The organism is Nocardiopsis trehalosi NBRC 14201, assembly GCF_001552555.1.
Taxonomy (GTDB): Bacteria; Actinomycetota; Actinomycetes; order Streptosporangiales; family Streptosporangiaceae; genus Nocardiopsis_B; species Nocardiopsis_B trehalosi.
The window spans coordinates 1-22,352 of sequence record NZ_BCRK01000053.1 but is presented as its reverse complement, the minus strand read 5'-3'; the positions used below and the strand labels follow the sequence as shown (position 1 = coordinate 22,352).

General features: G+C 72.9%; 18 protein-coding genes. 12 read left to right on the top strand and 6 right to left on the bottom strand.

Annotated features, from left to right (window positions below; all coding sequences use genetic code 11):
* Nucleotides 1-217 precede the first annotated feature (217 nt).
* Nucleotides 218-835, top strand: coding sequence for a stage II sporulation protein M (locus NT8_RS12110; protein WP_067967878.1), 618 nt, complete (start codon nucleotides 218-220; stop codon nucleotides 833-835).
* Nucleotides 836-932: 97 nt separating this feature from the next.
* Here NT8_RS12110 and NT8_RS12105 read toward each other — a convergent pair whose 3' ends face one another.
* Both NT8_RS12105 and NT8_RS12100 read right to left on the bottom strand, forming a co-directional pair.
* A complete protein-coding gene (locus tag NT8_RS12105) occupies nucleotides 933-1,835 on the bottom strand; it encodes a universal stress protein (protein ID WP_067967875.1) in 903 nt (300 codons plus the stop codon).
* 264 nt (nucleotides 1,836-2,099) lie between these two features.
* A complete protein-coding gene (locus tag NT8_RS12100) occupies nucleotides 2,100-3,752 on the bottom strand; it encodes a glycine/sarcosine N-methyltransferase (RefSeq protein WP_245646137.1) in 1,653 nt (550 codons plus the stop codon).
* A 401-nt stretch (nucleotides 3,753-4,153) separates the two neighbouring features.
* Between NT8_RS12100 and NT8_RS12095 the strand changes: the two genes are divergently transcribed.
* Nucleotides 4,154-5,467, top strand: coding sequence for an aminotransferase class I/II-fold pyridoxal phosphate-dependent enzyme (locus tag NT8_RS12095; RefSeq protein WP_067967871.1), 1,314 nt, complete (start codon nucleotides 4,154-4,156; stop codon nucleotides 5,465-5,467).
* A 7-nt stretch (nucleotides 5,468-5,474) separates the two neighbouring features.
* Here the strand turns inward: NT8_RS12095 and NT8_RS12090 are convergent, their stop codons facing one another.
* The 3 genes from NT8_RS12090 to NT8_RS12080 are packed head-to-tail and all read right to left on the bottom strand — an operon-like array spanning nucleotide 5,475 to nucleotide 6,623.
* Entirely contained in the window at nucleotides 5,475-5,642 is a 168-nt protein-coding gene (locus NT8_RS12090) for a DUF397 domain-containing protein (protein WP_067967868.1), read from the bottom strand.
* 20 nt (nucleotides 5,643-5,662) lie between these two features.
* Nucleotides 5,663-5,827, bottom strand: coding sequence for a DUF397 domain-containing protein (locus tag NT8_RS12085; protein ID WP_067967866.1), 165 nt, complete (start codon nucleotides 5,825-5,827; stop codon nucleotides 5,663-5,665).
* Nucleotides 5,814-6,623 (bottom strand): helix-turn-helix domain-containing protein, encoded by an 810-nt coding sequence (locus tag NT8_RS12080; RefSeq protein WP_084468863.1) that lies wholly within the window; start codon nucleotides 6,621-6,623, stop codon nucleotides 5,814-5,816. The genes NT8_RS12085 and NT8_RS12080 overlap by 14 nt, the downstream gene beginning before the upstream one ends.
* 283 nt (nucleotides 6,624-6,906) lie before the next feature.
* On the opposite strand from NT8_RS12080, the gene NT8_RS12075 reads away from it, so the two are divergent.
* From NT8_RS12075 to NT8_RS12065, 3 genes are all read left to right on the top strand, one after another.
* Nucleotides 6,907-7,317, top strand: a complete 411-nt coding sequence (locus NT8_RS12075) for an ATP-binding protein (RefSeq protein ID WP_067967861.1) — start codon at nucleotides 6,907-6,909, stop codon at nucleotides 7,315-7,317.
* A gap of 133 nt (nucleotides 7,318-7,450) precedes the next feature.
* Nucleotides 7,451-8,323, top strand: coding sequence for an LLM class flavin-dependent oxidoreductase (locus tag NT8_RS12070; protein WP_067967857.1), 873 nt, complete (start codon nucleotides 7,451-7,453; stop codon nucleotides 8,321-8,323).
* Between the two features lie 124 nt (nucleotides 8,324-8,447).
* Complete coding sequence (locus NT8_RS12065; RefSeq protein WP_245646136.1) at nucleotides 8,448-9,104, top strand: DUF6069 family protein; 657 nt, start codon at nucleotides 8,448-8,450, stop codon at nucleotides 9,102-9,104.
* 64 nt (nucleotides 9,105-9,168) lie between these two features.
* Here the strand turns inward: NT8_RS12065 and NT8_RS12060 are convergent, their stop codons facing one another.
* Nucleotides 9,169-10,401 (bottom strand): ROK family transcriptional regulator, encoded by a 1,233-nt coding sequence (locus NT8_RS12060; protein ID WP_067967854.1) that lies wholly within the window; start codon nucleotides 10,399-10,401, stop codon nucleotides 9,169-9,171.
* 114 nt (nucleotides 10,402-10,515) lie between these two features.
* On the opposite strand from NT8_RS12060, the gene NT8_RS12055 reads away from it, so the two are divergent.
* The 7 genes from NT8_RS12055 (at nucleotide 10,516) to NT8_RS12025 (ending at nucleotide 22,322) form a co-directional block, all read left to right on the top strand.
* Complete coding sequence (locus tag NT8_RS12055) at nucleotides 10,516-11,652, top strand: Gfo/Idh/MocA family protein (protein ID WP_281203424.1); 1,137 nt, start codon at nucleotides 10,516-10,518, stop codon at nucleotides 11,650-11,652.
* 32 nt (nucleotides 11,653-11,684) lie between these two features.
* Entirely contained in the window at nucleotides 11,685-13,166 is a 1,482-nt protein-coding gene (locus NT8_RS12050) for a sugar ABC transporter ATP-binding protein (RefSeq protein ID WP_067967904.1), read from the top strand.
* Entirely contained in the window at nucleotides 13,163-14,248 is a 1,086-nt protein-coding gene (locus NT8_RS12045; RefSeq protein WP_067967851.1) for an ABC transporter permease, read from the top strand. The genes NT8_RS12050 and NT8_RS12045 overlap by 4 nt, the downstream gene beginning before the upstream one ends.
* Nucleotides 14,245-15,318: an ABC transporter permease gene (locus tag NT8_RS12040; RefSeq protein WP_067967848.1), complete on the top strand. Its 1,074-nt coding sequence runs from the start codon at nucleotides 14,245-14,247 to the stop codon at nucleotides 15,316-15,318. Before NT8_RS12045 ends, NT8_RS12040 begins: the two co-directional genes overlap by 4 nt.
* Before the next feature lie 12 nt (nucleotides 15,319-15,330).
* Complete coding sequence (locus NT8_RS12035) at nucleotides 15,331-16,536, top strand: substrate-binding domain-containing protein (RefSeq protein WP_067967845.1); 1,206 nt, start codon at nucleotides 15,331-15,333, stop codon at nucleotides 16,534-16,536.
* Entirely contained in the window at nucleotides 16,536-17,402 is an 867-nt protein-coding gene (locus NT8_RS12030) for a sugar phosphate isomerase/epimerase family protein (protein WP_067967843.1), read from the top strand. The genes NT8_RS12035 and NT8_RS12030 overlap by 1 nt, the downstream gene beginning before the upstream one ends.
* Nucleotides 17,403-17,534: 132 nt before the next feature.
* Nucleotides 17,535-22,322, top strand: coding sequence for a ThuA domain-containing protein (locus tag NT8_RS12025; protein WP_084468860.1), 4,788 nt, complete (start codon nucleotides 17,535-17,537; stop codon nucleotides 22,320-22,322).
* Nucleotides 22,323-22,352 lie beyond the last annotated feature (30 nt).

Here is a 22,352-nt window from a genome sequence, read left to right as displayed (position 1 = left end):
GCTGCCCTTGACTCTGCCCCGAGGGCATGGCCTTGGGTGGTGGCGAGCCGCATTCGACACGCGTCTCGCCTTCCTCACCGCCGACCGCACCGCTGCGCACCGCGTGATCGTGCGTACTTCGGCGTGCTGTTGCGGCAAGGCGGCCATTCCGGTGGCGGAATTCCGAGTATCAGAAGCCCATCGGCTCATGAGCCGACTCGACCATGGAGAAGGACACGTGCGAAAGCTTCGCAGACCCTTTCAGATCATTCGCGCGAACATGCGCGTCTACCTGGTGTTGAACGCGATCGTGTACGGCCTGCTGCTCATCGGTATGGGGGCGGCGCTGGTCTTCCCCGAGCTGAACACCACACGGATCGCTTCCCTGGAGGAGGACGGGACAGCGGATATGGTGGCGGCGCTGCTGGAGAACGTCTGGCTGTTCATGCTGGTCATCCTCGCGAACAACGTGCTGAGGGCCGGCCTGCTGACCATTCTGCTGCCCTCGATGATCGTGCCCTTCGCCGGCATACCCGTTTTCGCCTACCAGGCGTTCATCGTCGGCGTGACCCTCGCCCCGGTGAACGAGGGCGTGGGGATGTCGATGATCCCGCACTCGCTGACGATCCTCATCGAGCTCCAGGCCTACGTCCTCCTCATGCTCGGCGTCCACCTGCTCGGGAAGGCCTGGCTGCGCCCCGGGACGGCCGGCGTCCGCAACCGCCGTCAGGGCTACCTCCACGGGCTGCGCCAGGTCGGTTGGCTGAGCCTGCCCGCGCTGGCGCTCCTCGTCATCGGCGCGGTCTATGAGGCCTTCTCGGTCATCTACCTCCTCCCGCTGCTGGTCGCGGGCTGACCGGCGCGCCCCTGGTACCGGGGGCGTCCATGGCGGTCGTCGGTCGCTGTCCGAGGACGGGCGGTGGGCCCCGGCCGGACCAGGCGCAATACCGGCCCTAGTGGACGACGGCCACCGGGCCGTGCGCACCGTGCAGGACCGATTGGCTGACCGAGCCCAGCAGCAGCCCCGTGAACCCGCCCCGGCCGCGCGAGCCGACGACCACCAGGTCGGCCGGGGTGCTCTCCTCCAGCAGCGCCACCACCGGGTGGGCGCGCACCGTCTTCAGCTCCACCGCGACGTCGGCGTGGCGGACGCGGGCCTCCGCCAGCTCGGCCTCGGCGGTGCGGCGGGCGGCGGCGGCCACCGCGTCGTCGTCAAAGGCTTCGGGCGGCACCGGCCCCATGGACGACGCGAACGCCGCCATGGGCTGCCACGCGCACACCGCCACCAGGTCGGTCCCGGTGACCGCCGCCTGGGCGAACGCGAAGTCGACCGCCCGCCGGCTGGTCTCCGACCCGTCGACGCCGACGACGATCCGCCCCTTCACCCCGTGCGCGGACTCGTGCTTCTTGGGCAGCACCACCACCGGCACCGGCGACTTCGCGGCCAGCTCCACCCCGATGGAGCCGACGAAGGCGCTGGCCAGCCCGCCCAGGCCGCGCGACCCCACGACGACGGCCGCGGTGTCGGGCCTGCCGGCCTCGGTGAGCAGCGCCTCGGTCGGCCGGGTGTCGGCGACGTGGGTCGCGACCGCCAGCTCCGGGTAGAGCCGCCCGATCCAGTCGTGGGCGTAGTCGAGCAGGGCCCGGGCCTCCTGCCGGCGCGGGGCGGGGTCGTCGTCGCGCCGCACGACGTCGGCGAACGCCCCCTCCGACTCCGGCGGCCAGATCGCCGTCACGATGCGCACCCCCAGCCCGCGGATGGCCGCCTGGTTGGCGGACCATTCGAGCGCGTACCGGCTGGAGTCGGAACCGTCCACCCCGACGACCACCCAGCGGACGTCCGGCGTGCTGTTCATGGGTATGCCTCCCTCGTTCCGACGCCCGCACCGCCCCGCTCCCGCGTGGGGCGCGTGGTGCGGTCGGGCCGTGATACCGGACGTGATACCCGCCGGTACGGGATCAACCCGGGCCCGGGGGTGCTCCGCCGGTCACATCTCGGCACATCGGCGCACCGGCACACCCGTGCGGCGGGCGGCGCGGGCGCCCGGCCACGCGGCGGCCCGCCGGGAGGGGGCGGTCCCGTGCCGCCGCCGCACGGGGCGGCGGCACCGGGGCGCGGTTCACTTCCGGTAGTGCAGGATTCCCCAGGTCAGGGCACCGGACTCGCCGCCCGCGACCCAGTTGCGCAGCCCGGTCGTCATGTGCGCGAGGTACTCGGCGCTGATCTCGGCGCCCAGTTCGTCCCTGCGCCGCTCGGTCTCGGCGAGCACCCGCGCGTAGTGCACGGGCAGGTGCTCCCCGAGGTCGTCGAACCCGGCCTTGGTCAGCCCCACCCGGGCGGCCTCGCGGTCGTAGAAGCCGGGCGTGCCCAGGGTGTCGAGGTGCAGCCGCGCCAGGATGGGCCGCAGCGCCTCGGCGGGGGCGCCGTCGGCCGCCATGGGGTCGGTGAACACGAACGCGCCCCCGCTGCGGAGGACCCGCGCCACCTCCTCCAGGACCCGGGTGCGGTCGCCGCTGTGCAGGAGCGCGTCCTGGGACCACACGACGTCGAACGCGGCGTCGTCGGCGGGGATGTCCTCGAACGACCCGTCGACCACCTCGATCAGGTGGTCCAGCCCGGCGTCGCGGGTGAGGGCCCGGTTGCGCTCGTTCTCGACCTCGCTGAGGTTGAGGCAGGTCACCCGGCAGCCGAAGGCGCGGGCGAGGTGGCGGGCCGCGCCGCCGTACCCGGAGCCGAGGTCGAGCACGTGGCTGCCGGCGGTCAGGCCGGGCTTGGCGGCCATGCGCTCCACGGTGCGCCGGCTGGCCTCGGCGATGTCGTCGTCCGGGGAGTCGTACAGGCCGATGTGGATGTCCGTGCCGCCCCAGACCCGGTGGTAGAAGGTGTCGGCGTCGGTGGAGTTGTAGTAGTCGCGGGCGGTGCGCACGGCCGCCGAGTAGCCGTCGGCGCGCCCTTCGCGGTGGTACGCCTTCTCGGCGATGTGGATGTAGAAGTCCGGCTCGTCGGCGTGGTGGGTCTCCTGGAAGTCGCCGTAGGTGTCGATGCGCTGGAACCCGACCTCGCGCATGAGCCGCCGCATGTAGTCGCGGCGCAGCGGGAACATGTTGAGGTGGTATTCGGAGGCGTCGGGGAACCGGTAGACGAACCTGGCCAGGCCCTCGTCCACGTGCTCCGGTTCGGCCGACACCTCCTCGCCGCAGTAGTAGTACGTGTGCTTGTTGCCGTACTTGCCGTCGAGCAGGGCGTCGTAGTTGCGCTGGTCGATGATCAGCACGCCGTCGTGCTTGAGCATGGCGTAGAACTCGGCCAGCGCCTTGCGCCGGTCGCGTTCGGAGAACAGGTGCGTGAAGGAGTTGCCGAGGCAGATGATGGCGTCGTAGGTGCCGTGGACGCTGCGGTTGAGCCACCGCCAGTCGGCGTGCACGACGCGCAGGATGTGCCCGCCGTAGGCGAGCCCGTTGGCGAACGCCTTGGCCAGCATCTCGGGGCTGCCGTCGGCGCTGACGGTGTCGAAGCCCTCCTCCAGCAGCCGCACCGAGTGGAACCCGGTGCCGGTGGCGACGTCGAGCACCTCGCGGACGCCGCGCGCCTTGAGCTGTTCGATGAAGAAGCGGCCCTCGCTGGCGTAGCGCCGCTTCCAGTCGATGAGCTCGTCCCACTTCTCTACGAACCCGGTGACGTATTCGGCCTTGTAGTGGTCGGTGTCGCGGACGGCCAGGGGGTCGTCTCCGAAACGCTGCTGATCCTGCCCTTTGATCGGTCGTCTCCTCACACTCGATGCGCACTTCCGCGTTGCGGGCACACGACGGCGAGGGGGCACCTCGCGCATATACCCCTACGATCACTACTTCTCCGCCGATTTCAAGTGCCGGGCGCGCCCTTGGTGCCATAGTCGCAGGTGAGAGCAGAGAAAAAAGCAACGCCCGAATCTCGACTTCACTTAAGGAAGCCCTCGGAAGATGATCACCGAATTCCCTAAGGCGAATTACGGAGCGCATCGCGCAACCCGGTTCGCGACGCGCACCGGGAAATACGTTCGCCACTGCCGGTTCATTTCCCGGAATCACGCCCGGGTTATACTCGGGCGCCCGCGCGCGGTCTCCGTCCCGTTCCCGCCGCGAGGGCGGCCCCGTTCCGTCGGATCGGCGGGCGCGGTTGCGGGATAATGCGGGCATGCCCATCACCGGACGCGGTTCTCAGGAGATCGCCGACAGCGTCGAACGGTCGATCGTCCGGGGCGCGCTCGCCTCCGGTGCCGCCCTGCCGCCCATCCGCGACCTCGCGGGCGAACTCGGGGTCAACCCGAACACGGTGGCCGCCGCCTACCGCATGCTGCGCGACCGGGGCCTGGTCGAGACCGGGGGCCGGCGCGGCACCCGGGTGCGGGGGCGGTCGGCCAGCACCCCGCGCGAGGACGAGGCGGGGGCGCTGCCGCCGGGGGTGCGCAACGCGGCCGACGGCAACCCCGACCCGCGCCTGCTGCCCGACCTGGGCGCCGCGCTGGCCGAGGTGGCTCGGCGGCGGCGCGGGCGGCACACCCTGTACGGCGACCCGCCGGTGGTGCCCGCGCTGGCCGAGGTGGCGCGCGAGGCGTTCGCGGCCGACGGGGTCCCGGCCGACGAGGTGGCCGTGACGTCGGGGGCGCTGGACGGGATCGACCGGTTGCTGCGGTCGTCGCTGCGGCCGGGCGACGCGGTGGCGGTGGAGGACCCGGGGTGGCCGGCGGAGTTCGACCTGGTGGCGGCGCAGGGCTTGAAGCGGGTGGGGGTGGCGCTCGATGACGAGGGGATGCGGCCGGACGCGCTCGCGGCGGCGCTGCGGGCGGGTGTGCGGGCGGTGGTGCTGACCAGCAGGGCGCAGAACCCGACGGGGGCGGTGGTGACCGCCGAGCGGGCGGCGCTGCTGCGGGCGGAGCTGGCGGGGTATCCGAACGTGCTGACGGTCGAGGACGACCACGGGTTCGGGTTCGCGGAGCGGCCGTTCGCGGCGGTGGCGGGGGCGACGGAGCGGTGGGCGGTCGTGCGGTCGGTTGCCAAGGGGTACGGGCCGGACCTGCGGCTGGCGGTGCTGGCGGGTGATCCGGTGACGGTCGACCGGGTGCGGGCGCAGCTCCAGGCGGGGCAGGGCTGGGTGAGCCGGGTGCTCCAGGAGGCGTTCGTTGAGCTGTGGCGCGGGGGTGCGGTGGACCCGGCGGCGGTGGGGCGGGTCTACGCGGAGCGGCGCGAGGCGCTGATCGGGCGGCTGGCGGAGAACGGGGTGGCGGCGTACGGGCGCAGCGGGGTCAACGTGTGGGTGCCGCTGGAGGACGAGGCGGCGGCGGTGGGGGCGCTACTGGCCCGGGGGTGGGCGGTGGCGCCGGGGCGCCGGTTCCGCATCGACGCGGACCCGGGAATCCGGGTGACGGTGTCGGCGCTGGACCCCGGGGACATGCCCGCGCTGGCCGCCGCCATCACCACCGCCACCCGGGCCCCGGGCCCGGCCGTCTGACCGAAGGTCAGCCCCGCCCGACCTCGGCCAGGAACGCCACCCACTCGCGGGCGGGGATCTCCAACATGCCAAGTTCGCGGTTCTGCGTGTCGCGCACCAGCGTCACCGCCCCCTCGGCCACCTCGACGCAGTTGTACGCCCCGCCCTGGCTGTAGCTGCTCTTGTGCCAGGCCATCGCCACACTTCCTCCGGAGGTCACTCGGCCGCGACGGCGGCCACGAACGCGGCCCACTCCCGAGCGGGAACCTCCAACGTTCCGAGGTCGCGGTTCTGCGTATCCCGCACGAGCGTCACCGCCCCCTCGGCCACCTCGACGCAGTCACTCTGCGCGCCGCTGTAGCTGCTCTTATGCCACGTCACCAAAGTTCTCCTTCACTTGCTCGATCAGATCAAGCGACATGGTGGGCGTCAACGCCCAAGCCTGCAATTCACCGTAGACGACGCTGAGTCGGTTGACCTCTCTGGCACCGTCCAACAGGACACCACCCATGAAGTGCTCCACGTACGCCACCGGCGGACGCTCCTGGAAGGAGATCACTCGGAAGGCTCCGCTGAGACCAGGGTGATCGGGCGTGCGGGATGGAACGACTTGCAGCCTCACCGCTCCGGATTCTGCCAGCTCGCGGAGGTGGTCGAGTTGCTGAAGCATGGTGCTCGCGCTGCCGACAAGGCGACGGATGACGGCTTCATCCAGAACACACCACAAGGAAGCGCTGATCGTAGGCAGCCTCGCGAGACGGCTTGCGACGAGCTCTTCGATCTCCTGCTGGGTGGCGAGCGGCCGTCCGCTGGTAAAGATGCTGCGCGCATACTCTCGACTCTGCAGAAGCCCGGGAATCAGGGTCGTATGCCACATACGCACCTCGGACGCCTCTACCTCGCTGCGAACCACATCGTTATGCCAATCGGGATTCGCGTCTTCGCGAGCACACTCCGACCAACGTCGAAGCAGAGCCCCCTCTGTAGCGAACACCGAGTCCAGTTCTGTTATTTGTTCCCTTTTGGGCGCCCGCGTCGCCCTCTCAATAGCCCCGACCATGGCCGGGGAGAGATGTAGTCGCATAGCGAGCTGAGCTTGGGACATGCCCGCACGCAGGCGTTGTCGCCGAATCTCCTTACCGAGGCGAATCCATGCGAGGAGCACCTTCTCTGGCATGCATCTATGGTCACACAACTGTCCTACATGTCGCTACAGGAATCAGATAGCGAGAACAGATCTGTAGCTCATGTGGCAGGACCAACAACCTTCGAGCCACTGTGTGCATACGAGGACCCCGCGACCGCTCACGACGGTCCGGGGCCGTGGCCACCAGCTAACTTTGGAGCCCGCTGATGACGAAAACGACCATAACGCATTTCCCACGGAAATCGCGCCGGATTCGACGCTACGTGCTCGTTCTGGAACGACTCCGGGCCGAGGCGGAGCGGGGGTGGGTGGCGTGAAGGTATTCCGCAACACCGTGGTGTTCCCCTCGGTGCCCTCGGCGGTGGCCGACGCGCGCGCGTGGCTGACCGCCGTCCTTCCGCCACCGCCGGGCATCCCCGACGACATGGCCGCCGCCGCGACCCTCGCCCTGTCCGAGGCCGCGACCAACGCGGTCCGCCACGCCGACGGCGCGGACTTCCGCGTCCGCACCACCCTCGGCCCGTGGTGGCTGCGCGTCGAGTGCGAGGACGCGGGCGGCGCCACCGTCCCGCAGATACGCGACGCGGGACCGTGCGAGGAGGGCGGGCGCGGCCTCGCCCTGATCGCCGCCTTCACCCACACCTGGGGCCCGCTGCGCGACGGCCGCCACGGGGTGTTCTTCCACCTCGACTGGCACCCCTCCACCCTCCGCACCGCCACTTAACCCGCCCGTCCGGCCGGGGGCACATCCCATCGGGTCCCCGCCCCCGGCCTCCCCCTCACGGGCGTTGACCTCAACCCGACTTCACTTCCTAGCGTTGCCAGCGTCCCACCCCGACGCCCGGAAGAGGCCCGCCATGCGGATCAGCACCTCCCTGCCCACCACCCCGAACGGTGTCCCCGACATCGCGAAGGCACGCCACCTGGAAGACCTCGGCTACGACTCGGTCGGCATGTCGGACTTCATCGTCGGCGACGGGTCCCCCGGCCTCGACGCCACGCTGGTCCTCGCCGCGACCGCCGCCGCGACCGAGCGGATCGGGCTCGAATTCGGCGTACTCAGCCTCCCCCTCCGCCCGCCCGCCTGGACCGCCGCGCAGGTGCAGACCCTCCAGCACCTCTCCGGCGGCCGCGTCATCCTCGGCGTGGGCATCGGCGGCTTCCCCGGCTCCCCGTTCTGGCACGCTGTCGGGGCCCCGGTGCGCGGGCGGGGGCCGTGGACCGACGCCGCCCTGCGCGCGCTGCCCGGCCTCATCCGAGGCGAGCCGACGACGCTGGACGGCACCGAGGTGACCCTCGGTCCCGCCGCCCCCGTCCCGCCGATCCTCGTCGGCGGGAACTCCGAGGCGGCGATGCGCCGCGCCGTCCTCCACGGCGACGGCTGGGCCCCCTCCCTGATCACCCCCGCCGCCCTGGTGGAAGGGGCGGCGCGGCTGCGCGAAATCGCCCGAGAGCTCGACCGCCCGGTCCCCTCGATCTCGGTAGGCGGTCACGCCTTCCTCGGCGGTGACCCGGCCGCCGTCGAGTCCTTCACCCGCGTCCTCGTGGAGGTGCACCGCATGCCCCCCGAGGAGGCGGCGGCCGTCCCGGTCACCGGCGGGCCGGCGGAGGTCGCCGAGCGGCTCGCCGCCTACGCCGAGGCCGGGGCCGACTCCGTCGGACTGGCACTCGACGGCGGCGACTGGCTGCGGGATACGGAGGTCCTGGCCGAGGCGCGGGCGCGGCTCTGAGAACGGGTGCGGTCGGCCCCCTGCCCCCACCCCTCGCACCTTGTGTCATTACATGATTACCCTGAGTGACTATCGGGTATGGGGGGCTACGACCGTGTTCAGGGCCGTATCGGGGGGTACCGGCATGAGCGCTTTTCGGAACGGGCGTCGCGTCAACACCGCACGGCTGTGGTCGGGCGGGGTGGCGACGGCCGTGGTGGCCGTGCTCATCGTGCTGGCCGGTGCGCTGCTGATGCGCGGGGTGCTGGGCGTCCCGCTGTTCGGGCCCATCACGGCGGGCTACTTCGGCGGGGCCGTGGCCGTCGCGTCAGCGGTGACCGCCGGGCTGGCCGCGCTCGTGGCCACCCTGCTGCTCCACCTGCTGCTGGTGTCGGCGCCCCGCGCCCTCACGTTCTTCCGGTGGATCGCCTGCCTGGTCACCGTGGTGGCCGCCGTCGCCCCGTTCACACTGGACGACGGGTTCGCCACCCAGTTCGCGACCTCGCTGATCAACGCCGTCACCGGCCTGGCGGTCCTCACCCTGCTGGGCAGCGTGGGTATCGGCGCGGTCCGCGATGACAGCGCCCCGGACGACGCGGGGTACGCCGCCGGGTACCGCGACGCGATGCGGCGCACGCTCCGCCGCTACGACGGTCGGCACCGGGGCCCCGACGCCCCCGCCCCGCGTGAGCCCCGCACCCCACGCGAGCCCCGGGCCGCCCGGGAGCCGCGTGCCTCCCGGGAACCCCGCATCGCCCGCGCGTCCCGTGCGCGGCGCGCGGCCCGCGTCCGGCCCGAGTGACGGAGACGGCCGCCCGGCCCACGACCCGCGTCGGACCGGTCCCGCCTTCGCGGCGGGCCGCCGGTCAGCCGCTGACCAGGACGTCCACGCGTTCCGGGCTGAGCCCGTAGTCCAGCACCATGACCGCCGCGCCGATCACGCCGGCCCGTTCGCCCATCCGGGACGACACGATCCGCAGGTCCTCGGTGGCCAGCGGCAGTGACCGCTGGTAGATGACCTCGCGCACCCCCGCCAGCAGGTGGTCGCCCGCCAGGGCCAGTGACCCGCCGATGACGATGATCGACGGGTTGAGCATGTTCACCGACGCCGCCAGCACCTCGCCGATGTCGCGCCCGGCCTGCCGCAGCGACTGGAGGGCCGCCACCGACCCCGACCGGGCGAGGTCGACCACGTCCAGGGCGGTGCGCGCCTCCACGCCCTGCCCGGTCAGCTCGGCGGCGATCGCCGCCCCGCTGGCGACCGCCTCCAGGCACCCGGTGTTGCCGCACCGGCACGGGTGGCCGGCGCCGTGCGGCACCTGGATGTGCCCCATGTCGCCGGCCGCGCCCTTGGCCCCCCGGTACACGCCGCCGTCGCTGATGATGCCGCAGCCGATGCCGGTGGCGACCTTGACGAACATGAGGTGGCTGGCCTCGGCCCAGCAGGCGAAGTGCTCGCCCAGCGCCATGATGTTGACGTCGTTGTCGACCAGGACCGGTCCGGCGAAGCGCTCCCCCACGTAGCCGGGCACGTCGAAGCCGTCCCAGCCGGGCATGATCGGCGGGTTGACCGCCCGCCCGGTGGAGTGCTCGACCGGCCCGGGGAGCCCGATGCCGACGCCGAGGACGTCCGCGCGCCGCCGCCCGGCGCGGTCGAGCAGGTCGTCGCCCCGGGCGACGAGCCAGTCCAGGACGGGTTCGGGGCCGCGCGCGACGTCGAGGTCGGCGCGCGACTCGGCGAGCACCTGGCCGGCCATGTCGGTGAGCGCCACCCGGGCCTTGGTGGCGCCGAGGTCGGCGGCGAGGACGACGCGGGCCGAGGGGACGAACGCGAAGGTGGTGGGCGGCCGGCCGCCGGTGGACGCGGCCTCGCCCGCCGGGCCGATGAGACCCGCCGCGAGCAGGGCGTCGACGCGCTGGGTGACCGTGGATCTGGCGAGCCCGGTGACGCCCGCCAGCTCGGATCTCGTCCGGGGGCGGCCGTCGCGCAGCAGCCGGAGCAGGGTGCCCGCTCCGGGGGCGGCCGGTGCCGCGGCGGGCGGCACCCGAACGGGGGAGGGCCGGGCCGGGCCGGGGGAGATCACCGCGTCTTCTGTCACGGAACCAGTGAAGCACAGGAACTATTTCGGGTACGTCGACCAGCTATTTCGATCTTGTGATGCAACTTCTGCTTGACGCTCGACAGAAGTCCCGTTTACCTTCTCCCTATGGGAGTGAGTCACATCACAGAACCGAACGCGCCCCCCGATCCCGGCGCCGGAACGCGGTCCGAGTACCGCGCCGCCGTCATCGGCACCGGGTTCATGGGGCGGGTCCACGCCCGCGCGATCCGGGTCGCCGGCGGCCGGGTGGTCGGGGTCGCCGGGTCCAGCCCGGAGAAGGCCCGAGCCGCCCTCGGCCCGCTGGGCGCCGAACGCGCCTACGACGACCCCGAGGCGCTGATCGCCCGCGACGACGTCGACGTCGTACACGTCTGCACGCCCAACCACCTGCACGCCCCGCTCGCGCTGGCCGCGATCGCCGCCGGCAAGCACGTGGTGTGCGAGAAGCCGCTGAGCACCGACGCCGCCACCGCCGAGCGCATGGCGGCGGCCGCCGCCGAGGCCGGGCGCACCGCCACCGTCCCGTTCGTCTACCGGTTCCACCCGATGGTGCGCGAGGCGCGCGAGAAGGTGCGCTCCGGCGCCGTCGGCCGGCTCAACCTGGCGCACGGCAGCTACCTCCAGGACTGGCTGCTGCGCCCCGGCGACGACAACTGGCGGGTCGACGCCGACCTGGGCGGCCCGCTCCGCGCGTTCGGCGACATCGGCTCGCACTGGTGCGACCTGCTGGAGTTCGTCACCGGCGACCGCATCACCCGGCTGTCCGCGCAGACCTCCACGGTCAACGACAGCCGGGGCGCCGACGCCCGCCCGGTCGCCACCGAGGACGTCGTCACCCTCCAGTTCGCCACCCGCGGCGGCATGGTGGGCGCGTCGGTGATCAGCCAGGTGTCGGCCGGGCGGAAGAACCGGCTGCTGCTGGAGGTCTCCGGCACCGAGATGACGCTGTCCTTCGACCAGGAGCAGCCCGAACTGCTGTGGCAGGGCGGCCGCGAGGCCAGCAACCTGCTGATGCGCGATCCCGACACCCTGAGCCCGGCCGCCGGCCGGTTCGCGCGCGTTCCCGCCGGGCACGCGCAGGGCTACCAGGACTGCTTCGACGCGTTCGTGTCCGACACCCGCGACGCCATCGACGGCGCCGCGCCCGACGGGCTGCCGGACTTCACCGACGGCCTGCGCGCGGCCCGCATCGCCGAGGCCGTGCTGGAGTCGGCGCAGGGGAGCACCTGGGTGGAGGTCCCGGAGTGAACGCCGCGCCGTCCTCGGCCCCGCTGCTGCGCATGCGCGGCGTCGGCAAGTCGTTCCTGGGCGTCCGGGTGCTGTCCGACGTGGACCTGGAGGTGCGCGCGGGCGAGGTGCACGCCCTCGTCGGCGAGAACGGCGCGGGCAAGTCCACGCTCATGAAGATCCTGGCGGGCGTCCACCGGGCCGACGCGGGCACGGTGGAGCTGAACGGCGCGCAGGTGGCGTTCGCCCACCCGGTGCAGGCCCAGCAGGCGGGCGTGTCGACGGTGTTCCAGGAGTTCAACCTGCTCCCCGAGCGCACGGTCGCCGAGAACGTGTTCCTGGGCCGCGAGCCGCGCCGCGGCGGCCGGGTCGACGCGCGGCGCATGGCGGCCGACACCGGGCGGCTGCTGGCCGACCTCGGCCTGGGCGGGATCTCGCCGGAGCGGCGGGTGCGCACGCTGTCGGTGGCCGAGCAGCAGATCGTCGAGGTCGTCAAGGCGATGTCGCACGACGCGCGCATCATCTCGATGGACGAGCCCACCGCCGCCCTGGCCGACCACGAGGTCGAGCTGCTGTACGGGCTGGTGCGGCGGTTGCGGGAGCGCGGGGTGGCGGTGCTGTACGTGTCGCACCGGTTGAAGGAGATCTTCGACCTGTGCGACCGGATCACGGTCCTCAAGGACGGGCGCAAGGTCGGCACCGTGGAGGCGGCGCAGACCTCGTCGGAGGAGCTGATCCGGATGATGGTCGGCCGCCCCATGGACATGCTGTTCCCCGCGCCGGTCGAGGGCACCGCCCCCGGCCCGGTGCGGCTGGAGGTCGCCGGCGGCGGCAACGACCGGATCGACGGCATCGACCTGCGGGTGCGCGGCGGCGAGATCGTCGGCCTGGCCGGGTTGCAGGGCAGCGGGCGCACCGAGCTGGCACACGCGCTGTTCGGCATCGACCGGTTCACCCGCGGCGAGCTGCGGGTCGACGGCAAGGCGGTGCGGCTGCGCTCCCCGCACCAGGCGGTGCGGGCGCGGATCGCCCTGGTGTCGGAGGACCGCAAGACCGAGGGGTTGGCGCTGCACCAGTCGGTGCTCGCCAACGGGCGGATGGTGCTCGACGCGGTGCTGCCGCGCAAGGCGCGCGCGGCGGCGCGGGCGCTGCCCGGGTTCTTCCGGTCCCTGGAGCTGGTGGCGCGCGGCACCGGGCAGGAGGTCCGGTTCCTGTCGGGCGGCAACCAGCAGAAGGTGGTGCTGGCCAAGTGGCTGGCCACCGACCCCGCGGTGATGGTGCTCGACGAGCCCACCCGCGGTATCGACGTCGGCGCCAAGCACGCCGTGTACACGCTGGTGCGCGACCTCGCCAAGGCGGGCGTCGCGATCGTGCTGATCTCCTCGGAGCTGCCCGAGGTGATCGGGCTGGCCGACCGGATCGTGGTGCTGCACGACGGCCGGATCGCCGGGGAGCTGCCCGGCGGGGCCGCCGAGGAGGACGTGATGGCGCTGGCGACCGGACACTCCGAGGCCCCCCGGGAGGCGGCGTCATGACCGCGGTACCCGACTTCGCCGCCCGCCGGCCCCAATGGGTCCTGGGCACCACCGGCATGGTGTGGCTGGCCCTGCTGGGCGTGGTGGCGGCCGGCGCGGCCGTGGCCGGGCTGAACGGCCACAACCTGCTGTCGACGGCCAACGTCGTGGACATGCTCACCCGCTCCAGCCTGCTGGGGTTCGTGGCCATCGGGCAGACCCTGGTGATCCTGTGCCGGTCGCTGGACCTGTCGGTGGGGTACGTGATGGCGCTGTGCAGCGTCGTCGCCGCCACCACGATGGCCGGCGACCCGTCGCGGCTGGTGCTGGGCATCGTCGCGGTGGTCGTGGTGGCCGGGCTGATCGGCCTGGTCAACGGCCTCATCATCACCAAGCTCAAGGTGAACGCGTTCATCGCCACCCTGGGCATGGGCCTCATCATCAAGGGCTACCTCGACACCCGGTACGCCGGCCCCGTGGGGCAGGTGCCGGAGGCGTTCCAGGCGTTCGGCTACACCCGCATCGGGTTCATCCCGCTGTCGACGGCGGTCATGCTGGCGGCCGCGGTGGCGGCGGTGCTGTTCCTGCGCTGGTCGCGCACCGGCTACCACATGTACGCGGTGGGCGGCGACGCCGACGTGGCGCGCATGTCGGGCATCCGGGTCGACCGGCCGGTGCTGGCCGCGCACGTGCTCTGCTCGATCGCCGCGGGCGTCGCCGGGCTGCTCATCGCGTCCCGGTTCGGCACCGGCTCCACCCTCGTCTACGACGGCGGCTACGACCTGGAGTCGATCGCCGCCGTGGTGCTGGGCGGGACGTTCCTGCTCGGCGGGCGCGGCGGGGTGGCGGGCACGGTCGCCGGGGTGCTGATCCTGGCGGTGCTCGACAGCGTGTTCAACGTGCTCCAGGTCGACCCGTTCTGGAAGGACGTCCTGCGCGGCGCCATCGTCATCACCGCCGTCGCGATCTACGCGCGGCGCCGCACCGACCGCCCGCTCAGCCGGCCCCGGTTCGCCGGGGGCGGGGCCGCGCCGCCGGCCGCGGCGGGCGGCGATCCGCCGCCACCGGTTCCGGCGGCACGGGAAGGAGGGCGGACGGCATGACGCGTACGGAGGTGCGCCCGGGGTCCGGCGGTGCCGCCCGCACGGCGCTGTCCCACCTGGCGGCGGGCGGCAGCGGCACGGTGTTCGCGCTGCTGGTGCTGATCTTCGCGGTGGTGTTCACGCTCAACCCGTCGTTCGCGGCGCCGCCGTCGATGATGGCGTTCGTCAAGCAGGCGGCCCCGCTGATCATCCTGGCGGTCGGCCAGTACTTCGTCATCGTGTCCGGGGAGCTGGACCTGTCGGTGGGGTCGCTGGTGGGCGCCCAGGTGGTGCTCGCCGCGGCGCTCATCGACGGCGACCCGGCCCGCACGGTGCCGGTGCTGCTGCTGATGCTCGTGTTCGGCGCGGCGGTGGGCCTGGTCAACGGGCTCATCACCACGCTGCTGAAGGTGCCGTCGATCATCACCACCCTCGGCACCATGCTCGTCCTCTACGGCGCGATCCGGCTGTGGACGGGGGGCGCCCCCACCGGGGCGCTGTCGGAGGGGTTCCGCACGGCGGGGCGGGGCGGCATCGAGGACGTGCCGTTCATCGGGCAGATCCCGTGGGCGCTGCTCATCGTGCTCGCCGTGGGCGCGGGGGCCATCGCCCTGATGCGCTCGCCGTACGGGCGCACCCTGGTCGCCATCGGCGACAACGCCACCGCCGCGGGGTTCTCCGGGGCGCGGGTGTGGCGGGTGCGCACGGGGGCGTTCGTCCTGTCGAGTCTGCTGGCCACCCTCGCCGGCATCCTCATCGGCGGCTTCGCCGGGGTCACCGCCCAGGTCGGCGAGGGGCTGGAGTTCGCCGCGATCACCGCCGTCGTCCTCGGCGGCGTGGTGCTGAGCGGCGGGCGCGGCACGGTCGTCGCCGCGATGGCCGGCGCCCTCACCGTCGAGGCGCTGTTCACGCTGTTCAACCAGCTCCGCCTGCCGTCGACCATCCAGCCGACGGTGCAGGGCCTCATCATCATCGCGGCCGTGGCCTACGCGGCGCGCGAGTGGACCCGGAGAACACCCCGGCCGGCGGAACCCGAGCCCGCCCGGCCGGACCCACCAATGGAGGAGCCGCCCGCGCGCGGCTCCCGCTAGGAGGTCCCCACCATGCGCATCCCCCGCGCCGCCCTCGCCGGCGGAGCAGCCGTGAGCCTGCTGCTCATGACGGCCTGTACCACCGACACCCCCCAGGAGACCGAGGCGGGCGCCGAGAGCCCGACCCCCGAGCAGGAGTGGTTCGACCAGGCCGAGTACGACGAGCAGCTCGCCCAGCGCGACATCGAGCCGGAGGGCCCCGAGGACGAGCCGTGGCTGCAGGCCATCGAACCCGAGATGGTCGACACCAGCGAGTTCCGGTTGGAGGGCGAGGAGGCGGAGGAGCCCACCGTCTGCTTCTCCAACGCCTCGGTGTCCAACCCGTGGCGGGTCACCGGCTGGATCACCATGCAGCAGCAGGTGGAGGTGTTCCAGGAGAGCGGCGACATCGGCGAGTTCCGGGTCTCCGACGCCGCCGACGACGACAACCAGCAGATCTCCGACATCCAGGCGTTCGTGGACGCCGGGGACTGCGCGGCCATCATCATCTCGCCGTCGACCACGGCGACGCTGACGCCGGCCGTGGAGACCGCCTGCGAGAGCGGGGTGCCGGTCATCGTGTTCGACCGGGGCGTCAACACCGACTGCGCGGTCACCTTCATCCACCCCATCGGCGGCTACGCCTACGGCGCCGACGCCGCGGAGTTCCTGGTGGACGAGCTGGAGCCGGGGTCGACCGTGCTGGCGCTGCGCATCCTGCCGGGTGTGGACGTGCTGGAGCACCGGTGGGCCGCCGCCCAGCAGGTGTTCGACGACAGCGACCTGGAGGTCCTCGGGTTCGAGTTCACCGAGGGCGACGGCGCGCAGATCAAGGACCTCGTCACCCAGCACATCCAGCGGGGCGCGGTCGACGGCATCTGGATGGACGCCGGGGACGGCGCGGTCGCGGCGCTGGAGGCGTTCGAGGACGCCGGCCAGCCCTACCCGGTGATCTCCGGTGAGGACGAGCTGAGCTTCATGCGCAAGTGGCAGGAGGAGGACATCACGGCCATCGCCCCGGTGTACTCCAACTTCCAGTGGCGGACCCCGATCATCGCCGCCACCCAGATCCTCGACGGCGAGGAGGTGCCGCGGGAGTGGGTGCTGCCGCAGGAGCCGATCACCGCCGAGAACCGGGACGAGTACCTGGAGCGCAACGAGGACATGCCGAGCCTGCACTACGCCCAGTTCGGCGGCGAGGACCTGCCCGGGTTCCCCGAAGCCTGGCAGGACCGCTGATGGCGGGGCGCGCGCTGGGCGTCAACACGTGGGTGTGGACGTCGCCGCTGACCGACGCAGCCCTCGCGGAGCTGGCGCCGCGTATCCGCGACTGGGGGTTCGACGTGATCGAGCTGCCCGTCGAGGACGTCGGCGACTGGACGCCCGCGCGCGCCGCCCGCCTGCTCTCCGACCTGGGCCTGGCCGCCACGATCACCCTGGTCATGGGGCCGGGCCGGGAGCTGGTGGCGGCCGACCCCGCCACCGTCGCCGCCACGCAGGACTACCTGCGCCGGGTGGCCGACGCCGCCGCCGAGGTGGGGTCGCCGGTCATCGCCGGCCCCGCCTACGCCTCGGTGGGGCGCACCTGGCGGCTCACCGAGGCCGAGCGCACCGCCTGCTACGCGGAGCTGGCCGACCACCTCGCCCCCGTCGTCGCGCACGCGGCGGCGGCGGGGGTGCGGGTGGCGGTCGAACCGCTCAACCGCTACGAGACCAGCCTGCTCAACACGGTCGACCAGGCGCTGACCGCCCTGGCCGGGCTGCCCGCCGACGGGTGCGGGCTGGCCCTGGACGTCTACCACATGAACATCGAGGAGACCGACATCGCCGCCGCCGTCCGGCGCGCGGCCGGGCGCATCGCCCACGTGCAGGTGTGCGCCAACGACCGGGGCGCCCCCGGCGCCGACCACCTCGACTGGCCCGCCCTGCTGGCGGCACTGGACGACAGCGGGTACACGGGCCCGCTGGTCATCGAGTCGTTCACCGCCGACAACGCCACCATCGCCACGGCCGCCTCGATCTGGCGGCCGCTCGCACGCGACCAGGACGCCATCGCCGTGGACGGCCTGGCGTTCCTGCGCACGCTCGACGGTAAGGACGGGTGAGGCCGCACATGTGATCCGCACGGGTTCCCCCCTGGCCGACCGGCGCCCCGGCGCCGGGACGCCGTGCCCGTCGGCGCCGGCACGCCGCACGGAGACCCTTTCTGTGTTCTAACGACCGGTGAGGTTCCTTCCATGAGCGTTCGCCTACGACGCCTGCGATCACTCGGCGCCGTACTCCTCTCCTGCCTGCTGGCCTTCGCCCTCGCCCCCGCGGTCGCCCACGCCGACACCGGCGACGACCCCGAGTTCCGCGCCCTGCTGTTCACCAAGACGGCCGGGTACCGCCACGACTCCATCCCCTCCGGCGTCGCCCTGTTCGAGCGGCTCGCCGAGGAGAACGACTTCGCGGTCGACCACACCGAGGACTCCGCGGTGTTCGACCCCGCCACCCTCGCCGAGTACGACGTCATCGTCATGTTCCAGACGTCGGGCATGGTGTGGGAGACCGACGCGCAGCGGCAGGCCGTGCAGGACTACGTCGCCGCCGGGGGCGGGATCGCCGCCATCCACAACGCCACGGACATGGGCATCGAGAACGACTTCCCGTGGTGGGACGAGACCATCAACGCGGGCGCGCACATGCCCACCCACTCCCCCGGGGTGCTGCCCGGCACCGCCAAGGTCGCCGACCGCACCCACCCCTCGACGGCGAACCTGCCGGCGGTGTGGGAGCGCTCGGAGGAGTGGTACAACTTCGACGCCAACATGCGCGGCGACGTGCACGTGCTGGTGACGGCCGACGAGACCACCTACGACCCCGGGCCCGACGCCATGGGGCACGACCACCCGATCTCGTGGTGCCGCGACGTCGGCGGCGCGCCCATCTGGGCGACGGCCATGGGCCACCCGAGCGGGGCGTACAGCGAGCCGGAGTTCATCGACCACCTGCTGGGCGGGGTGCGCACCGCCGCCGGGGTGGCCGAGGCCGACTGCGGCGGCACCGTGTGGGACAACTACGAGAAGGTGCCGCTCGACACCGACACCTACGACCCCATGGGGCTGAGCGTCGCCGACGACGGCCGCGTGCTGTTCGCGCAGCGGCAGGGCCAGGTGCGGGTGTTCGACCCGGACACCAACCTCACGTCCACCCTCGGCACGCTCGATGTCTACACCGGCGGCGAGGACGGGCTGACCGGCATCGCCCTGGACCCGGACTTCACCGAGAACGGGTGGGTGTACCTGTACTACGCGCCCGCGAGCGGCGACGACACCGACCCGGCCAACATGGTCAACCGGGTGTCCCGGTTCACCGTGGTGGACGACGGCACCCGGCTCGACCCGGAGTCGGAGTCGGTGCTCATGGAGATCCCGGCGCTGCGCATCGAGGAGCCCGGCCACACCGGCGGCGCCCTGGAGATGAGCCCCGACGGCGAGCTGTACATCGGGGTGGGCGACGACACCAACCCGTTCGCCTCCGACGGCTACTCCCCGATCGACGAGCGGCCCGGCCGGGAGCCCTGGGACGCCCAGCGCACCTCCGCCAACACCGCCGACCCGCGCGGCAAGCTGCTGCGCATCGTCCCGCAGGACGACGGCACCTACACCGTCCCCGAGGACAACCTGTTCAACGGCGGCGCCCACGACGACCTGTTCCCCGGCGGCACCTACGACCCCGAACTGGCGATGCCGGAGATCTTCGCCATGGGGTTCCGCAACCCCTACCGGTTCTCCGTCGACCCCGCCACCGGCGACGTGCTGGTGGCCGACTACGGGCCCGACGCCGCCCAGGGCGACCCCGACCGCGGCCCCGAGGGCCTGGTCGAGTGGATGTCCATCGGCGAGCCCGGCAACTACGGCTGGCCGTACTGCCACGGCCCGAACCTGCCCTACCGCGACTACGACTTCGCCACCGGCGCCTCCGGTGAGCCGTTCGACTGCGCCGCGCCGGTCAACGACTCGCCCAACAACACCGGCCTGGAGAACCTGCCGCCGTCGGTGGAGCCCGGGTTCCACTACGGCTACGGCCCCTCCGAGGAGTGGCCGGAGCTGGGCAGCGGGGCGGCCGCGCCGATGGCCGGGCCCGCCTACCGCTACGACCCCGAGCTGGAGTCCAACCGGAAGTTCCCCGCCTACCTCGACGGCAAGAACCTGTTCTACGAGTGGGGCCGCCACTACGTGAAGGAGGTCGGCCTCGACGACGAGGGCGAGGTCCTCGACATCACCCCGTTCGTGCCGAACTTCGAGTTCGACTACCCGATGGACATGGAGTTCGGCCCCGACGGCGCCCTGTACCTGCTGGAGTGGGGCGCCGGGTTCGGCACCGGCGGCGAATCCGGGCTGTACCGCATCGACTACACCGGCGGGGTGAAGTACCCGGTCGCGGCGGCGTCCGCCGAACCCGACAGCGGCGGCGTGCCGCTGGAGGTGGCGTTCTCCTCCGAGGGCACCGGGCACCCCGACCCCGACGAGACCGTGGAGCTGAGCTGGGCGTTCGGCGACGGCGCCACGTCCACCGAGGCGAACCCGGTGCACACCTACACCGAGGCGGGCGACTACACCGCCCAGCTCACCGTGACCGACTCGGCGGGGCGCACGTCGACGGCGAACGTGCCCGTGTCGGTCGGCAACACCCGGCCCGAGGTGGAGCTGACCGTCCCGCCGGACGGCGGCACGTTCGAGTTCGGCGACGAGGTCGCCGTGGAGGTCGTGGTCACCGACGCCGAGGACGGGTCCACGGCGGACGGCACCATCGACTGCGACGACGTCACCATCTCGGCGTCGCTGGGCCACGACGAGCACGGCCACCTGGTCGACCGGTTCCAGGGCTGCGAGGCGGTCGTGCCCACGCTCGCCGACGACGGGCACGGCGCCGAGGCCAACCTGTTCTACGTGCTGTCGGCGGAGTACACCGACAGCGGGGGCGCCGAGGGCGAGGTCGCCCCGCTCACCGGGCGGGCCGACGCGCTGCTCCAGCCCAAGCGCAAGCAGGCCGAGTACCACACCACCGCCGAGGGCGTCACCACCGCCGCCACCACCGACGTCGAGGGCGGGCTGCGGCACGTCACCGACGTCGACGACGGCGACCACCTGTCCTACTCGCCGGTCAACCTCGCCGGCATCGAGTCGATGGTGTTCCGGGTCGCCTCCGGCGGCGCGGGCGGGAACATCGAGGTGCGCGCCGACGCCCCCGACGGGGAGCTGCTCGGCACCGCCGAGGTCGCCCCGACCGGCGGGTGGCAGGCGTGGACCGACGTCAGCGTGGACGTCACCGACCCCGGCCGCACCGTCGACCTGTACCTGGTGTTCACCGGGGACGGCGGCGGCGACCTGCTCAACCTCAACTTCGTGGAGTTCGACGGCAAGGGCGTGGCGGTCGACAGCCGGCCGCGCGTCACCCTGACCAGCCCGGAGAACGGGGCCGAGTACGCCAGCGGGGACACCGTGCGGCTCAGCGCGGAGGCCACCGACGCCGACCACACGGTGGAGAAGGTGGAGTTCCTGGCCGGCGACGAGGTCGTGGGCGAGGACACCGAGGCGCCCTACGAGCTGGACTGGGCGGCGCCCGACGGGCGGCACCAGATCCGGGCCCGCGCCACCAGCGACAGCGGGTTCACCCGCGACTCGCGGCGGGCGGTCGTCCTGGTCGGCACCGAGGAGGTCCGGGCGCCCTGGACCACCTACTCCCACGACGGCGAGGCCGCGTTCCTGCAACCGGGCGAGGACGCCTGGACCATCGAGTCCGGCGGCGCCAACATGTGGCAGGGCGTGGACGAGTACGGCACCATCTACCAGCCCAGCGCGGTGGGTGAGGAGTTCACCGCGACCGTGCGGCTCGACTCCCACGAGGCGCCGAACAACCAGGGCAAGGCGGGGCTGGTCGTCCGCGACGACCTGACCCGGCCGGGCGAGGCGGCGGGCTACGTCGCCATGACCGCGACCGGATCGGGCGCGGAGATGCTGTGGGACGCCGACGGCGACGGCGACCTGGAGTCGTCGGAGTTCGGCGGTGCCGCCGAGGCGCCTGTCTGGCTGCGGCTGGAGCGCTCCGGCGACACCTACACCGGCTCCTACTCCACCGACGGCGAGGAGTTCACGCCGGTCGCGGAGGCGGTCCTGGAGTCGGCGGCGGACCGGCAGGACATCGGCATGGTGGTCACCGCCCACTCGGCCGACGCCACCTCGCGGGCCGCGTTCTCCGCGTTCACCCTGGACGACGGGCCCGCGCCCGAACCGCCCGTGGTGACGGCGGAGGCGGACCCGGCCGAGCCCACCGGCTCCGACGGCTGGTACACCTCCCCGGTCACCGTCACCCTGACCGCCGACGACCCCGAGGCCGAGGTCGAGTACCGGTTGGGCGACGGCGACTGGACGCCCTACACCGGGCCGGTCGAGGTGGCGGACGACGGCGAGCACACGCTCGGCTACCGGGCCGCCAACGACGCGGGCACGTCGGAGGAGGGGGCGCTCGACCTCAAGGTCGACGCCACCGCCCCCGAGGTCGCGGTGACCGGGATCGAGGACGGCGCCGCCTACGGGCTGCGGTCGGCCCCCGACGCCGATGTGGCGGCGGAGGACGCGGCGTCGGGGGTGGCGTCGGTGGCGCTGGCCGTCGACGGCACCGAGATCGACACCCCGGCGGTGCTCGACGCGCTGGAGCCCGGCGCGCACGTGTTCACCGCGACGGCCACCGACGCGGCGGGCAACACCGCCGAGGCGGAGGCCGCCATCGAGGTGACGGTCGACTACGCGCAGGCGGAGGACCTGGTGGCCGACTACCGCCGCGACGGGGTGCTCACGCGGGGCCAGGCGGCGGTGCTCACCGCCCACCTGGCGACCGCCGAGCGGCACGCCGACCGGGGCCGGCCGCAGCAGGCGGGCCGCGCCCTCGACCGGTTCGAGGACCGGGCCGAGGACGTCCGCGACGAGGCCGCCCGCTCGATGCTGCTCGCCGTCGCGGCGGCGCTGCGCGACGACCTCTGACCCCAGCGGGGGCGGCCCCGCCCGCCCCCG